The 15099-nt window shown below is 67.6% G+C and carries 12 protein-coding genes; 6 read left to right on the top strand and 6 right to left on the bottom strand.

What is annotated here, in order from left to right; all coding sequences use genetic code 11:
• Positions 1-5 precede the first annotated feature (5 nt).
• The 5 genes from KF684_05175 to KF684_05155 all read right to left on the bottom strand — a co-directional run bounded on the left by KF684_05175 (position 6) and on the right by KF684_05155 (position 7570).
• A complete protein-coding gene (locus tag KF684_05175) occupies positions 6-2837 on the bottom strand; it encodes a serine/threonine protein kinase (protein ID MBX3352304.1) in 2832 nt (943 codons plus the stop codon).
• 18 nt (positions 2838-2855) lie between these two features.
• A complete protein-coding gene (locus KF684_05170) occupies positions 2856-3182 on the bottom strand; it encodes a hypothetical protein (GenBank protein MBX3352303.1) in 327 nt (108 codons plus the stop codon).
• 39 nt (positions 3183-3221) lie between these two features.
• Positions 3222-3488 carry a hypothetical protein gene (locus KF684_05165; protein MBX3352302.1) on the bottom strand — a complete coding sequence of 89 codons (267 nt, stop codon included), beginning with the start codon at positions 3486-3488 and terminating at the stop codon, positions 3222-3224.
• Between the two features lie 361 nt (positions 3489-3849).
• Positions 3850-5583 (bottom strand): hypothetical protein, encoded by a 1734-nt coding sequence (locus KF684_05160; protein ID MBX3352301.1) that lies wholly within the window; start codon positions 5581-5583, stop codon positions 3850-3852.
• Between the two features lie 247 nt (positions 5584-5830).
• Positions 5831-7570 carry a hypothetical protein gene (locus KF684_05155; GenBank protein ID MBX3352300.1) on the bottom strand — a complete coding sequence of 580 codons (1740 nt, stop codon included), beginning with the start codon at positions 7568-7570 and terminating at the stop codon, positions 5831-5833.
• Positions 7571-7794: 224 nt separating this feature from the next.
• Between KF684_05155 and KF684_05150 the strand changes: the two genes are divergently transcribed.
• Positions 7795-8136, top strand: coding sequence for a group III truncated hemoglobin (locus tag KF684_05150; GenBank protein MBX3352299.1), 342 nt, complete (start codon positions 7795-7797; stop codon positions 8134-8136).
• Here KF684_05150 and KF684_05145 read toward each other — a convergent pair whose 3' ends face one another.
• Positions 8137-9825, bottom strand: coding sequence for a DUF1338 family protein (locus KF684_05145; protein ID MBX3352298.1), 1689 nt, complete (start codon positions 9823-9825; stop codon positions 8137-8139). It lies immediately after the preceding gene.
• Positions 9826-9958: 133 nt separating this feature from the next.
• Between KF684_05145 and KF684_05140 the strand changes: the two genes are divergently transcribed.
• The 5 genes from KF684_05140 to KF684_05120 all read left to right on the top strand — a co-directional run bounded on the left by KF684_05140 (position 9959) and on the right by KF684_05120 (position 15099).
• On the top strand, positions 9959-10351 hold the full coding sequence (locus KF684_05140) for a hypothetical protein (GenBank protein ID MBX3352297.1): 393 nt from the start codon (positions 9959-9961) through the stop codon (positions 10349-10351).
• Positions 10352-10451: 100 nt separating this feature from the next.
• A complete protein-coding gene (locus KF684_05135) occupies positions 10452-11831 on the top strand; it encodes a TolC family protein (GenBank protein ID MBX3352296.1) in 1380 nt (459 codons plus the stop codon).
• Complete coding sequence (locus KF684_05130) at positions 11821-13227, top strand: efflux RND transporter periplasmic adaptor subunit (protein ID MBX3352295.1); 1407 nt, start codon at positions 11821-11823, stop codon at positions 13225-13227. The genes KF684_05135 and KF684_05130 overlap by 11 nt, the downstream gene beginning before the upstream one ends.
• A gap of 13 nt (positions 13228-13240) precedes the next feature.
• Entirely contained in the window at positions 13241-13951 is a 711-nt protein-coding gene (locus KF684_05125; protein MBX3352294.1) for an ABC transporter ATP-binding protein, read from the top strand.
• A complete protein-coding gene (locus KF684_05120) occupies positions 13948-15099 on the top strand; it encodes an ABC transporter permease (GenBank protein ID MBX3352293.1) in 1152 nt (383 codons plus the stop codon). The genes KF684_05125 and KF684_05120 overlap by 4 nt, the downstream gene beginning before the upstream one ends.

Here is a 15099-nt window from a genome sequence, read left to right as displayed (position 1 = left end):
AGCGCCTATTCGTAATACGCCGACGCTTCGTCGTGCCGACCGAGCGAGTTGAGGATAACGCCGAGATTCGTCACGGCGTTGAGCGTGTACGCGTGCTCGTCCCCCAACACGCGACGACAGCGCTCGAGCGCGTCTCGGACCAGGATCTCCGCCTCGTCGAACTCGCGCTGCATGCGGAGCAGGATGCTCAGATTCACCGCAGAGATCAGAGTGTTCGGGTGATCGGGACCAAGGATGCGCCGCTGCGCTTCGAGCGCCCGTCGCAGCAGGGGGATCGCCTCGGGGGTTCTCCCCAGCGACTGGAGCAGGTGCGCGTAGTTGTTCATCGTCGTCAGCGTGTCGAGATGATCCTCGCGCAGTGTTCGAAGATGACCCTCCATCGCTTCCCGGAACTCGGGCTCCGCTTCCGCGACTCGCCCGAGCGCGAGGAGCACGGAGCCCATCGAGTTTCGTGCCGAGAGCGTGTCGGGGTGGGACTCTCCCAGCCCGCGCCGGCTCGCGTCGAGCACATCGCGCATAAGCGCCGACGCCTCTTCGAGCCGGCCCGCCTGTTCATACACCCGACCCAGCGTGCTGCCGATCAGGAGCGTGCTCGGATGCTCTTTTCCGAACGCCCGAACATGCGCGTCGTAGACCTCCTGGTACAGCGCTGCGCCCTCCGCATCGCGGCCGGAAGTCAGATCGATTCGCGCCTTGGATGCGAGGGCGCTGAGCCGACGGGGGTCACTGTCGCGCAGCGTTCGGCGCGCGGCGCCCGCGGCTTCGTACGCGATGGTCGTCGATTCTTCGAGGCGTCCCTGCGCGTGGCGCAGGAGTGCGAGGCGCGTCATGCTCACGATCGTGTCGGGGTGCTCGGGCCCAAGCACGCGGCGTCTGCTGTCCAGCGTCGAAATCAGCAGGGCGTCCGATTCGGGCAGCATCCCCCGTTCGCGATAGATATCCCCCAGCAGGGACCCGCTGTTGAGCGTGTCGACATGCTCTTCTCCAAGGAGCGCCGCTCGCAGCGAGACCGCGCTGCGCTGGATCTCCGAGGCGCGCTCCAGGAGGCCCAGCACGCGCATGGTCGACGCTAGCGTGTGGAGCAGGCGAGCCTGCACCAGGGGCTGGTCCGCGAATTGCGAGCCGATCGCGTCGATTGCGCGGCAGAAGATCGTTTCGTCCAGCGTGTCGAGGGCGACATCCGTGAAGTTCACGCCGACCAGCGCGGACTCGAGTTCCCGCAGACGCTCCGCGCTCGCTTCGGGATCACTCGCGTCGTCACCGAGAGCGCTCCTGCGTCGATCGCCGATCATCTCACGCAGCCGAATGCCCATGCGCGGGACATCGATCCCCGACAACTGACTCGCCTGGAACTCCACGACCTGCTCGAGTTCCGCGGCGCGATGAGACGCGACCGCTTCGGCCCGGCGCGCGAGACCCGCCTCCGACTCGGCCCGCTCCGCCTCGCGCTCGGCGCGCTGGGCTTCCTCCACAGCGCGGCGCTCGCTCGCTTCGGCTCGCGCGCGTTCACGATTCGCGTTGACCAGCCCGATGCTCGTCCCGACCACGCCGAGGACAAGACTCGCCGCCACGGCGCCCGCCACGATCACGCCGACGCGATGACGCGTGACAAACTTGCGAACTCGATACGTCCTCCCCGGCGGCGCCGCGATAACCGGCTCCCCAGCGATGAAACGCAGCACATCGAACGCCAGACCGTTGGCGCTGTCGTAACGCCTGTACCGGTCCTTCTCGAGCGCCTTCATCACGATCCAGTCGAGTTCCCCCCGCACGATCAGGCCGAGTTTCTTCGGCTCGGCGCGCCGTCGCGCCGCGATCCCAGCGATGCGCTCTGCGCTCTGCGACAGACGCGTGCTCGGGTTCGGCGGGTCCACCTCGCGGATGATGCGCTGGATCTCTCCATACGCGGCCGATCGCAGGGACCGCCCCTCGAAGGGCGTCGAACCCGTCAGCAGTTCGTACAGCAGCACCCCGAGCGAGTACACATCGGTTCGCGTATCGATGTCGAGCGAGCCCTCCGCCTGTTCGGGGCTCATGTACTCGGGTGTGCCGATGAGTTGCTTGTGCTCCGTGAACAGCGTCTTCTCGGTCAATCGGCTCGACGTCGCCTTGGCGATGCCGAAGTCGATTATCTTGGCGTGGGCCCGCCCGTCCTGCGTCGAGACGAGCACATTGCTTGGCTTGATGTCGCGATGGATGACACCCTTGTGGTGCGCGTGCTGCACCGCGTGGCACACCTGCACGAACAGATCGAGGCGTTCCTGGATCGTCAGCGAGTTCTTGTCGCAGTACTCGGTGATCGGATCGCCTGCGCACAACTCCATCACGAAGAAGGGGCGACCAGACTCGGTGACGCCTGCGTCGAAGACCTTCGCGATGTTCGGATGGTCCATGATCGCCAGAGCCTGACGCTCCTGCTCGAAGCGCGCGACGACCTGGCGCGTGTCCATCCCCAGCTTGATGATCTTGAGCGCGACCTTGCGCCGCACCGGCTTGTCCTGGTCGGCCATGAACACGGCGCCGAACCCGCCCTCGCCGATCTGCTGCAGCAGTTTGTACGGGCCGATCGTGGTCCCGGGCCCTTCTGTTCTCACGCCAACCACGCCCCCCGGCGCTCCGGACGGCTCTTCGAGAGCCATCGTGGCCTCGACCACCCCGGTCGGCGACGCCAGGAACGCGGGCGAGCCCTCCAGAGCCGCGAGCAGCGACTCGACCTGCGCCCGCACCGCGCCGTCTCCCTCGCACACGCGATCAAGAAACGCGCTTCGCTCAGACGCAGGCAACTCGGCCGCGACGTCAAAGATATGGCGTACACGCTTCTGGTCGGGGGTGCTCATCGGGTCCTCGTCATGCGCTCATTCTGGCGAGACATCCTCGCCCAGCTCTCTCGCGAGCCACGCTCGGGCATACGTCCACTCCCTGATCACCGTGCGTTCGGACACTTCCAGCACGAGCGCCACATTCGCGACGCTGAGGCCCGCGTAGAACCGCAGCCGAACCACGGCCGCGGCGTCGGGCATCACCCCCTCCATGCGTTTGATCGCCGAGTCGAGTGACAGGATTTCCGATTCGCTCGCGTCGGACACCAGGTCGGCCACGCCCGTGAGACTCAACAGGGGGCGTCCTGCGCCCCGTTTGGCCGCCCCACGCTTGCGCGCGTGTTCGATCAGGATCCGACGCATCGCCTCGGCCGCCGCACCGTAGAAGTGCCTCCGGTTGCCTCAGGCGACCTTGCCAGACTCGGGCCCGAGCAGGCGAAGGTACGCCTCGTTCACCAGCGCCGTTGGCTGGAGCGTGTGCCCGGCGCGCTCCTGCCGCATCTGCCCGCGCGCCAGCTGGTGGAGTTCCTGATACACCAGCGGCAGCAGTTCATCGACGGCTCCATTGCGCCCCCCGGCCGCCTCGTCGAGCAGTCGGGTGATGCGCGAGCACGCGGGCGCATCCTCGGCAGATCCGTTCGAGACACCCGCGTCGTGGTCCTCAGTCATATCCCCATGGTAAAGCATGGTCCCCTGAGACGCCAGAGTGAATAAATCTGCCTCACGGACTCTTGCGGTGATCACGGCATACTGAGTGAGACGCCGCTGTGTATGGTTCCCGACAGGGCGCGTCCGATGGCGTTCGCTCGTCGTTCGCTCGCGGCGTCCGGTCCTGCCGCGTGTGTCTCTGACTCGCTTTCTCGGGAGTCGCGTGACGACACGGGATGCTCATCGGCCATGCGTCAGACTCCGCATACGTCGAGCAGACCGATCGCTTCATCGACGGTGTGAGACCCGCTGATGTAACAACGCCGCGGGCGAAGACCACCCACGGCGTCGTGATGCGCTGGACCCGTTGTCGGCTGATTCGTCAGTTGCCGCAGTCGACGCCGAAGTTCGAGAGCACCTGGTTGAGGTCGGCGAAGTCGACGTCGCCGTCGAGGTCGAGGTCGCCGGGGATGACGTCGCCGAGGTGGCCGAACGCGCCGAGGACGGCGTTGAGGTCGGCGAAGTTGACGACGCCGTCGCCGTTGACGTCGCCGGGGCATGTGCCCAGCGGGGAGGCGACGATGATGGCCTGCGTGCCGTCGGTGAAGACGACCTGCATGGCCACCTGGCCGAGTTCGCTGACGCCAGACGGGGTTCCCGATTCCGAGCCGGCGCTCATCGTGGTGACGAAGTGCTCGACGGTCTTGACTTGGCCACCCACCGTCATGCTCTGCCCCGTGCGGAGGAGCATCGCCGGCGGGGCGCCCTCGCGCGAGATCCAGACAGAGTCGTTGTTTCCGGCGTGGACACCCGGCCCGGCGAGTTGCGAGCGGAAGGCGATGCGTCCGTCGTCGAGTATCTGGCTGAAGCCGTACCCCGGGTGCAGGAAGGCCACGCCGTTGAACAGCCCGGGGGCCTGATCGCCCTCGCGCACGATGAGGGTTTCGTTCCCGTTGGGAAGTCTTCGGATCAGAACGGTGTCCTCATCGTGGGCCGCGCCGTCCAGAACCCCGATGTACGCGATGACGCCGTTCGCGTTGACCGAAGGGCTGTAGGTAGTCGGTCGGTTATAGGTCATGCCGCTCGGCGCCGGCATGCCCTCGAAGCACACGGCCTGGATCGGCGCGTTGCTGTTGATCCAGAGACCATCGCGCTGGTCACCCTGATTGTCCTCGACGATCTGCACGAAGACGGCGTCGCCGGCGTTGTTGAACGCCATCTCACCGTAATTGAAGAACTGCCCGAAGAACAAGCCCCCGACGGGCGCAAGCATGTTCTCGGCTGCGACGAGCGACACGGCGCCGGGCTGTCCGCGCCATACGCTCCAGTAGGTGTGGTTGGAGTTGAGATCGCGCACGAAGTTACGGGCGAGGATCTCGCCCTCGTCGTTCAGGTGGATGCGCGTATAGATCGTCGAGCCGAACTCGACGCCGAAGGTTCCTGGCGGGATGTCGCCCTCTCGCAGCGCGACCTGCGTGGTGTTCCCGTCGCTCACGATCAGGAGGTGATCGTTGTCCGAGTTGACGCCGGTCCCGTCGATCGTGGTCCTGAACCCGACCTGACCCGCGGCGTTGAACGCGAACAGACTCGTTCCGATGTCCGCGAGCCAGCGCTGGCATACGACCCCGCCGCAGGGCAGCGAAACGAGCTGGCCCGGGACAGCGATGCTCTTCACGCCGTTCGCGTCGTGCACGAGGATCGCGTAGTCGCCGTACTGCGTCTGCGTGCCCGAGATCGCCACGGAGAACGCGATCTCCCCGGAACTGTTCATCACGATCCCGGCGCTCGGGATGATCGAGTCGATGAAGTTACCCATCGCGCCGGGGATCGGGTCGTTCCTGCGCACAACGGGCTCGAGGTTGTTCATCCCCGAGACGCCCTCGGACCACACGCCGTGATTGGCGAGCACGCCAACGACCGACGCCTTGAACGCGACGCGCCCGGTCGAGGAGATCACCGGCGAGCCGAAGGAAGAGAAGAACCCGCCCCCGGGCGCGAACTGGCCGCTGCGAGCGACGACGCGGTAGGTCGCTTCTTGGGCGAACACTGAGGAGGAAAGACCCGCCGCGAGAACCATCGCGACGGAGGGGACGATGCGAGCGCTGAATCGAGGCATGACGAAACTCCTGTGATGAAACAGTCGGGTTTGACGGCGCGTGGTGCGCACACGCCGGTTATCCCTTCCCGCGGAAAGCCAGCCGGGATCGCGTCATGATTTGTTCGATTGCGCCCACGGATTCTCCCGCGTGGGCTTTGCTTCAGCCCTGACCCTCCCGAGCAACATAGTGACCGTTTCTCCAATGCAACAGGGCCGCGGGAGTGCGCCCGCGGCCCTGCAAGGAAGGGAGCGTCTGTCCGTCGCGTCAGATCCCGCAGTCGACTCCGAAGTTGCTCAGGACCTGGTTGAGGTCGGCGAAGTCGACATCGCCGTCGAGGTCGAGATCGCCGGGGATGACGTCGCCGAGGTGTCCGAACACTCCGAGGACTGCGTTGAGGTCGGCGAAGTTGACGACGCCGTCGCCGTTCACGTCGCCCGGGCATGCGCTCTCGGGCGAGGCGACGATGATGGCCTGCGTCGCGTCGGTGAAGGTCACGCGCATCACGACCTGGCCGAGTTCGCTGACCGCGGTTCGGCCGCCTGTTTCCGGGCCGGCGCCGAACGAGGCTCCGAAGTCCTGCACACTCTTCAGCTGTCCACCGATGACCATCGTCTGACCCGTGCGGAGGAGGAGCGCAGGCGCTGCGCCGTGGCGCGTGATCCACATCGCTTGGTCGTTGCCGGCGTGGACGCCGGGCCCGGACAGCCCCGATTGGAAGACGATGCGCCCGTCGTTGAGGACCCGCTCGCCAGACCACGCGGGGTTCGAGAAGACCACGCCGTTGAGGAATCCAGGGACCTGGTTTCCCTCGCGAACGATGAGAGTTTCGGCGCCGTTGGGCATGCGTCGGATCAGCACCCTGTCGTTGCTGAAGTTGACGCCGGGCCCCTGGACGGTCGCGTTATAGGCGATCACGCCGCTGGCGTTGATGGACCCCGTGAAGGAGTCGGGGTAGTTGTAGGTCAGGCCGGTCGGGGCGGGCATGCCGTTCAACGACACGGCCTGTGTCTGCGCGTTCTGGTTGAGCCACAGGCCGCTGTTGAGGTCGCCCTGGTTGTTCAAGACGGACTGTACGAACAGCGCCTGGCCGGCGTTGTTGAAGCCCATGGTGCCGAAGCCGATGAAGTTGCCGGAGAATGTTCCGCCGACGGGCGCGAGCCAGTTCTGTGCCGCGACGATCGACATCGACCCCGGCCCGCCGCGCCAGACGCTCCAGTACGACGTGTTGGTGTTGACGCTTTGGAGGTAGTTGCGGACGAGGATCTCGCCGTTGCCGTTGAGTTGCGGCATGGTGATGGCCATCCCTCCGAAGACGACGCCGAAGGTCCCCGGGGGCGTGTCGCCCTCGCGGATGACGACCTGGATCGCGTTGCCGGTGCGGAGGAGAAGGAGGTCGTCGTTGTCGTCGTTGATCGCGGTTCCGGCGACTTTCGCGAGGAACGCGACCTGGCCAGCGGCGTTGAACGCGTAGCCGAGCCCGGGGAGGTCGGTTATCCAGCGCTGGCAGCCGATGCCGCCGCAGGGCAGCGAGACGAGCTGGCCCGGCATGGCGACGGATTGCAGACCCTGGGCCGTGTGGCGGAGGATGGCGTGTTCGCCGAACTGTGCTTGCGCGCCCACGATGGGCGTGTGGAACACGATCTCACCGGAGGCGTTGATGATCGGGCTCGCGCTCTGCGAGACGGCGCCGATTCTGGTGTTGTTGACGCCCGGGATCGCGTTGCCCTGCTTGGCGGCGAGTTGCAGGTTGTTCATGCCCGAGACGCCCTCGGACCACACGCCGCGCAGGGAGAGGATGCCCGAGAGGGACGCGGTGAACGCGACGCGTCCTTCGGGGGTGATGACTGGGCTGCTGAACGACAGGAACGTGCCGCCTCCCGGGGCGGCCTGCCCGGTGCGTGCGACGACTCGGTAGGTGGCGTCGGCTGCCGAAACGGTCGTCGACAGCCCCGCTGCGAGGACGAGCGCGGCGGCTGGGATCATGCGGGCGATGGTGCGAGGCATGGGAACTCCTGTGGTTCGGCTTCAGTGAAATGGCCCCCACGTCGTGCGCACGAGGCCTTTCACCCACCACGCGGAAACGCCCATCGCTTCGCGCCACGACTTGCGAGGGGGCCCTATCGTCCCGCATGGCCGAGCGACCCCCGTGAAAGGACCTGCCCCTGCCGCTGACGGAAGCGGCGTCCAAGGGCCGCACCGAGGGCATCACGCCCCAGGTTATCGCGAGCGTGGTCGACGACTTCTACGCCCGCTGCCGGCGCGACCCGGTTCTCGGGCCGGTTTTCGAAGCGGAGGTTGACGACTGGGACGAGCACCTCTCGCGCATCCGCGCCTTCTGGGGCGCGGCGATGCTGCGCGACGGGGGCTACTCGGGTCGCCCGCTCGAGGCGCACCTCGCGATCCACGGGCTGTCGCCGGCGCACTTCTCGGTGTGGCTCCGCCTTTTCGCGCTCACGGTCGAATCGCACAGCCCGCCGCTGACCGAGTCCGATGTCGCGCTGTTCAAGACGCGCGCCGGGCGCATGGCCAACCGCCTGATGGCGGCGGCGAAGGACGCCGGGACGCGCTGATCACGCCACCCGGCCGACGCCCGCGGCGCGTTCGAGGCGCGTGCGCTCGGCGGCGGGCAGTTGCGCGAGCAGGCTGAGCGCCTCGTAGGTCTCGAGGCGCGAGCGCGCGTCGACCGCGGCGTACGCCGCGTCCGTATCCACGATGCGCTTGCCCATGATCTCCTCGAGTTGCTCACGCGTGTACTCGGGGCGTTTCGCGGCGGTCGACGCGGTGCCGTACTGGTTCAGGTTCGACGCGAAGATGCCCGCGGCGCTGACGGGGAGAAAGTCCTCGTAGCGCTGGCCCTCGCGCCGGACGAAGCCGAGCCGCGCGAGTTCGTTCAGGTCGGTGGTGGCGATCGAGCCCTTCGCGCCCAGACCCTTCTGCGTGGGCTCCCACGACGCGTACACCAGGTTGCGCGCCAGCAGCGCGTCGAGCGTCTTGGGGAAGGGCGCGAAGCACTCCATCTGGAGACGCTCGAAGGCGACCTCGTCGCGCTTCGCCAGCGAGGGGTCCTTGGCACGCGCCTCCTCGAACGCGGCCAGGCACTGGTCGTACAGCGCGCGACCCGCCAGCGTCGTCGCGTAGAACCGCTGCTCGATCTCGCCGAACCGCGCCGTGTGCTCGGACTTGATCTCGCGACCGTCGCTCTCGGTGAAGGTCACGGGCTCGGTCAGCGCCTTGTACGCGTCCTGGCGCAGCAGCACGGGCGTGTCGGCGCTGGGGCCCTCGGTGAAGTCCTTGAAGCCCGCGTGGGGGAGTTTCGAGAGATTCAGCGACGGCTCGCTCAGCCGGTCGGCGAGCGCCTTCACGCCCGACGCGACCTGCGCGTCGGTGACGGCGGCGTCCTTGTACGACAGGACCTCGTCGTGCGAGAGGTGCTTGAAGTGCAGGGCGAGCCAGTCGGCGCCGGTCATGGAGAGCAGGCGTTTCAGCGCGCGCGTCGCGCGTTTCTCGAAGGTCTCGCGGTCGGACTCGCCCATGCAGAACTTCATGGCCGCGGTGTAGAGGTCCATGCACAGCGTATTGGGCGTGAGGTGGTTGAGGTGGTGGCGCTCGAAGCAGGCGATGTCGGCGGCGATCTTGAAGCCGCCCTTGCACAGCTCGTCGTAGAGGCGGTGGTCGCGGGCGCGCCCGGTCCACTTGAAGATGCGCGAGGTCGCCTCATGGATGAGGGCATTGGCGTCGTCCCACGACAGGCCCCCCTCGCGCTCGGACTTCTCGATGAGGCGGACGGCTTCCTCAGAGAAGACGGTTCGCTGGGCGACCAGCCCCTCGATGCGCGCGCGGGTGGCGTCGTCGAAGTAGTCGGTGACCAGCAGCGAGGTGAACACGCGGTGCTCGGGCCGGCGGACGGAGCGGAACGCCGTCGCGATGACGGGCTGGCTCTTGGCGCCGATCGCGGTCATGTCGTAGAAGTTGTGGGGCTCCATCGCGAAGCACGCGAAGAAGCGGGCGATGAGGCGGTACTCGTCGGGGCGCCCGATGCGGATGGCGCCGTGGCGCTCGCCGCTGGTGCGCTCGATCTGCTCGTCGCTGATGGAGAAGCCGGGGTGGCGCAGGGCGAGCAGGTCGCACACCTCCCGGTTGCACGCCGCGTTGACGGCGAGCGCCTTATCGTACAGGGGGACCTCCTTGCCGAACATCGAGGAGAGTTCAGCGAAGAGGCGGTTCTGCATGTCGATGCGATCGGCGAACTGGCGGGCCATTGTGGTTCTCTCCGAGGCGGGCGAGGGCTTCCCTGAGGGGCAGATGGCTCAGGGGCGACTCCTTGTATGGTATCGGTGGGGGGGCGGGGAAAGGTGTTCAGACCTGGGCACACTTTGCCGACTATACTGGGCTATGAGCCGCGTGCTGGTGGTTCTCTGGGTGACCTCTGCGATCCTGTGCGGGCTGCTGGGCAGCTCCGTGCGGGGCGGTGTCATGTGTGTTGCGATCGAGGGCGCAGCGTGCGAGGTTCTCGAGATCGATTCGTGCTGCAGTGGGCCTGCGGAAGAACCGTGCGCGCCCGACGACGGCTGCTGCATCGATATCCCTGACCCCGTTGTTGTTGATCCGCAGTTGGTGCGAACCGGTGTTTCCCGGGACACTGGCGTCGAGGCGCCGGGGCCGGTTCATGTCCTGTACACGCTGCCCCCACCGGTGCATTTTGATGCTCGGCTCAGGGGAGCGGCGCGGATCGGGCCCCCCCGCCAGGTCGATTCGATCGTCCGTTCATCTCGTCTTCTGCTCTGAACTCCCGCTCCGGAACGCGATCGCATGGATCGCCTGACGGCTGTGGTGCGTGCCTATCTGGCGCGCGGGAGTGCGTTGTCGAGCAGGAGACACGGACAGCATGGAACGACGAAGTGCCGCGCATCGCGTCGCGCTGGGGTTGGTCCTCATCGCCGGCGCTCTGGCTGGCTGTCAGACATATGAACCGGCTCCGCTGGATGCGACGGCGCATCGAGTGGTATGGTCTGGCCGGAGCCCGATCGCGACGGAGGTGCTCGACGCGGCGGTGAGGCTGGGCGGGGCGCAGGGTGCTGGCGATTTCTCGCTGGCTGACGGGCTTTCGCTGTTCGAGGCGGAAGCGGTCGCGCTGGCGTTCAACCCTGAACTGCGCGCGGCGCGAGCCCGGGCCGGGGTTGCAGGCGCACTGGCGGAGTATGCCGGGATGGTTCCGGACCCGGAGTTGGGAGTGGACATCGGCCGGATCCTGGCGAATGTCAGCGACCGGTGGCTGGGTTCGGTGGTCGTGGGGTTCACGGTTCCTATCAGCGGGCGGCTCGACGCGGAGCGGGCGCTGGCCGGCGCCGGGCGCGACGCGGAACTCCTGCGTGTGTACGCGGCCGAGTGGCGGGTCCGCCTTGCGCTGCGTGAGGCATGGGCGGAGTGGTCAATCTGGTCTCGGAAGGCGGATCTACTGGGGCACTTCGTCGAGGAGTTGTCCTCGCTGCTGGGCACGATCGACGCTGTGGAGCGCGCCGGGGAGATCGCGCCGGTGGATGCACGGCTGTTCGCTCTGGAGCACGCGACGCGAGTCGCGCAGCGGGTGACGACATCAGGCGAGGCGGAGCGTGCGCGCGCGAGGATTTTCCGGCTGCTCGGGCTGGAGCCGCGCGACGAGATATCGCTTGTCGAGGGCGTCGCGGTGCGCGGGATCGAGCCGACATCGGACGGAGCTGCGTGGGCGTCGCTGGAGCACCCAGATGTGCTCGTGGCGGAGGCCGAATACGCGGAGGCGGAGCGAGCTCTGGCGCTTGAGGTGCGCAAGCAGTATCCGGATCTGGTGATCGGTCCCGGCTACGGGCGAGAGGACGGGGACGATCGAGTGCTGCTGGGGGTGTCGGCGCCGATACCGCTGTTCAACCGGAACCGGCAGGGGGTGGAGGCCGCCCGGGCGCAGCGGGAGGCGGCGCGGGTTGTGTACGAGACCACGCTAGAGCGTCTGGAGGCGGATCTCCTTGTGTCGTCTGTGGAGTCGGCGTCAGCCAGAGCGACCCGAGAGACGCTCGAGCGGGACGTTTCGCCCCTGGCGGATCGACAGCACCGCGAAGCGTTGCTGATCGCGAGGTCGGGTGAGGTGGACACGCTCCTGCTGCTGGAGTCGCTGAAGCGCCGGTTCGAGACCCGGCTGGCGGTTTTGGATGCGCTGAGACACGAGTTTCTCGCGTCGATCGGGGTCGATAGGGCGCTCGGTCCGGCGCAGAGAGGACAGATGCATGTCGAGTAAACACGTGGATATCACCTCGTTGTCTCGTGCCGGCGGGGACGCCTCTGGGAGCGGCGGCGTCGTCGCGCGCGACAGCGTGCCTTCTCCGTCTCGCCGGTTGTTGACGCGTCTTGGCGTGCCGGTGGGCGTGGCCCTTGTCACGCTGTGTCTGCTCGCGTACTCGGCGCGGGACGCGCTGCAGCGAGCGATCGAGGTCGATGTTGCGCCGGTGGTATTCAGGGATTCGTCGTCGGAAGAGGACGGCGACTCCTCGAGCGTGTTGGCAGCGTCGGAGACGGTGATCGCGCAGGGGCCGGGGTGGATCGAGCCGGCGCCGTACGCGATCTCAGTCCAGGCGCTGGCAGAGGGGGTGGTTTCTGAGGTGCTGGCGCTGGAGGGCGATCGCGTCTCGAAGGGCCAGGTGGTCGCACGGATGATCGACGACGATGCGCGACTGGGAGCGGCGCGTGCGCGTGCCGAGGTGACTCTCGCGCGTGCTGAAGCGTCGCGTGCAGGCGCGGCGTCGCTGGCCGCCCGAGCGCGAGCCGAAGAACTTCGAGACGAGGTGGAGCGCAAACACTCGCTGGTGGCGGCCGGTGGTCTTTCGGAGGGTCAGTTCGCGCGGCTCGGGCTGCGTCTGGTCGCCGCGGAGCATGAGGAGCAGGCGGCGCTCGCGGCGGGGCTTGCCGCGGACGCGCTGATCGCGCGCGCGGAAGCCGCGCTGCACGAGGCGGAACTGCGTCTGTCGCGGATGGAGGTTCGCAGCCCGGCGGATGGCGTGGTGCTCACTCGATCCGTGGAGCCCGGCACGCGGGTCGTGATGTCGGGCGGGGGGCCTGGCGAGAACTCCAGCCCGAGTCTGTTCCGGCTTTACGACCCTGAGCGTCTGCAGGTGCGGGTCGACGTGCCTCTTGCGGAGTCGGCGAAGGTGGTCGTGGGGGCCAGGGCCGAGATGACGACGGAGGCGCTGGCTGACAGGGTGTTTCGCGGCGAAGTCGTGCGCGTGCTGCATCAGGCGGATATCCAGAGGAACACCGTCGAAGTGAAGGTGTCGATCCTGGAACCCTCGCCAGCGCTCCGGCCCGAGATGCTGGCGCGCGTGCGATTCTTCCCGCGACAGTCGGACGACCCCGGCGCCGGGGAGCACGTCGCGCGCCGTGGGATGGCCGGCGTGCTGCTGGCGCCCGCGGAGACGCTGTTCGACGCCGCTGGCGACACGGCGATGGTCTGGGTCGTGGACCGCTCGTCCGGTCGCGGCGCGGCGAGGGCGACGGCTCGCCGGGTGACGATCGGGGGGCGCGAGGGCGAGTGGGTGCTTGTCCGCGAGGGTTTGCGGCTGGGGGATCGGCTGATCCTCAGGCCGCCCTCGGGGCTCAGGGAAAGCGCGCGGGTGCGGGTTGCATCATCGACTGACTAAATGGAGATTCTCGATGACGTTCATCGAATGTCGGCGGCTGACGAAGAGTTACAAGAAGGGCGACGCGCTGATCACCCCCCTGGAGGCGCTCGATCTGCAGATCGAGCGTGGCGAGTTTCTCGCGTTGATGGGGCCTTCCGGCAGCGGCAAGACGACGCTGCTGAACTTGATCGCGGGGATCGATCGTCCGACATCGGGGAGCATCCTTGTGGATGGCGTTGATATCGCGCCGCTGTCGCGGTCTCGACTGGCGGCGTGGCGCAGCGAGACGGTCGGGTACATCTTCCAGTTGTACAACCTCGTGCCGGTGCTCACGGCCTACGAGAATGTCGAGTTGCCGCTCTTGCTGCACGCGCTGTCGAGGCGGGATCGCCATCGGCGGGTGCGTGCTGCGCTCGAGTTGGTGGGTATCGCGGATCGGCACGATCATTACCCTCGGCAACTCTCGGGCGGGCAGGAGCAGCGTGTCGCGATCGCGCGTGCGATCGTGTCGGACCCCGGGATCATCGTGGCTGACGAGCCGACAGGGGATCTGGACGCGTCGTCGGCGCTCGAGGTGATGGGGCTGCTGCGCCGGCTGACGGTTGAGATGGGCAAGACGCTCATCATGGTCACGCACGATCGGAAGACAGCGCGGTTCGCGAGCAGGACGCTGCACCTTGAGAAGGGGCGGCTGATCGGGCGTGCGGAGCGGTTGCAGCCCGAGGAAGGGGTGACTGCGTGATCGGCCCGAGACTGTCCCCGTATGTCGTGCGACAGGCGCTGCGCCGCCCGACACGCACGATCCTGACGCTTTCGAGCGTGTGCGTCGCGATGTTCCTGTTCGTGGTGGTGCAGGCGCTTCAGCAGGGCGTTGCCGCGGCGACGCGACAGACGGCGTCGGACACCACGCTGGTGGTCTTTCGCGAGAACCGGTTCTGCCCCTCGACCAGCCGCTTGCCGGAGCGGTACGAGCGCGAGATCGCGAGGATCGACGGGGTGGAGTCCGTGGTCCCGCTCAAGATCGTGGTGAACAACTGCGGCGCGTCGCTCGATGTGGTGACCTTTCGGGGCGTCCCGGAGGAGTCGGTCGGCGCGGTCGCGCGTGACTGGTCGTTCCTGGATGGTTCGCTCGACGCGTGGCGGGCGCGGTCGGACGCGGCGATCGTGGGGGAGCGGCTCGCGGAGCGCCGTCGCCTGCGTGTTGGGCAGTCGTTCGACGCGGCCGGGGTGACGGTGGTTGTCGCCGCGATCGTCCGATCGGGCTCGGCGCAGGACCAGAACGTCGCGTACACGCACATGGCGTTCCTCCAGCGCGCCGCGACGCGCGGCGGCGTGGGCGAGGTCACGCAGTTCGAGGTGCGCGTGACCGATCCGTCGCGGCTCGAGGAGGTCGGCGCGAAGATCGATGATCTTTTCAGGACCGACGCGGCCCCGACGACGACGCGTCCGGAGAAGGCGTTCGTCGCGCAGGCGGGCGCCGACATCGTGGAGATCGTGCGGTTCACGCGCCTGCTGGGGTGGGCGTGCCTCGCCGCGGTGCTGGCGCTGGTGACCAACGCGATCGTGCTGAGCGTGCGCGACAGGATCAAGGAGCACGCCGTGCTGCAGACGCTCGGGTTCCGCGGGGCGCTTATCGGGCGCATGGTGATCGCGGAGGGCGCGCTGCTCGGGCTGTGCGGCGGGGTGATCGGCGCGACGGCGGCGTATCTGTTCGTCCGGTTCGGGCGGTTCAGTCTTTCGAACGAGGGCCTGAGCATCAATGTCGCGACGGATCTGACGGCGGTGGTCATCGGCGTGATCGTGTCTGCGGGCGTAGGCGCGCTGGCGGGGCTGACGCCCGCGATCCAGGCGTCTCGCCGACCGATCGCGGAGTGTTTCAGAGCGGTGTAA

It is taken from the genome of Phycisphaeraceae bacterium, from assembly GCA_019636675.1.
Taxonomy (GTDB): domain Bacteria; phylum Planctomycetota; class Phycisphaerae; order Phycisphaerales; family UBA1924; genus JAHBXC01.
Note: the sequence above shows the minus strand (reverse complement) of the source record. Positions and strands in the feature narration are given on the sequence as shown.

What these genes read in the sequence shown, in the direction of transcription:
- KF684_05175 (MBX3352304.1), bottom strand. Translation starts at nt 2,837, where the DNA reads ATGAGCACCCCCGACCAGAAGCGTGTACGCCATATCTTTGACGTCGCG.
- KF684_05170 (MBX3352303.1), bottom strand. Translation starts at nt 3,182, where the DNA reads ATGCGTCGGATCCTGATCGAACACGCGCGCAAGCGTGGGGCGGCCAAA.
- KF684_05165 (MBX3352302.1), bottom strand. Translation starts at nt 3,488, where the DNA reads ATGACTGAGGACCACGACGCGGGTGTCTCGAACGGATCTGCCGAGGAT.
- KF684_05160 (MBX3352301.1), bottom strand. Translation starts at nt 5,583, where the DNA reads ATGCCTCGATTCAGCGCTCGCATCGTCCCCTCCGTCGCGATGGTTCTC.
- KF684_05155 (MBX3352300.1), bottom strand. Translation starts at nt 7,570, where the DNA reads ATGCCTCGCACCATCGCCCGCATGATCCCAGCCGCCGCGCTCGTCCTC.
- KF684_05145 (MBX3352298.1), bottom strand. Translation starts at nt 9,825, where the DNA reads ATGGCCCGCCAGTTCGCCGATCGCATCGACATGCAGAACCGCCTCTTC.
- KF684_05140 (MBX3352297.1), top strand. Translation starts at nt 9,959, where the DNA reads ATGAGCCGCGTGCTGGTGGTTCTCTGGGTGACCTCTGCGATCCTGTGC.
- KF684_05135 (MBX3352296.1), top strand. Translation starts at nt 10,452, where the DNA reads ATGGAACGACGAAGTGCCGCGCATCGCGTCGCGCTGGGGTTGGTCCTC.
- KF684_05130 (MBX3352295.1), top strand. Translation starts at nt 11,821, where the DNA reads ATGTCGAGTAAACACGTGGATATCACCTCGTTGTCTCGTGCCGGCGGG.
- KF684_05125 (MBX3352294.1), top strand. Translation starts at nt 13,241, where the DNA reads ATGACGTTCATCGAATGTCGGCGGCTGACGAAGAGTTACAAGAAGGGC.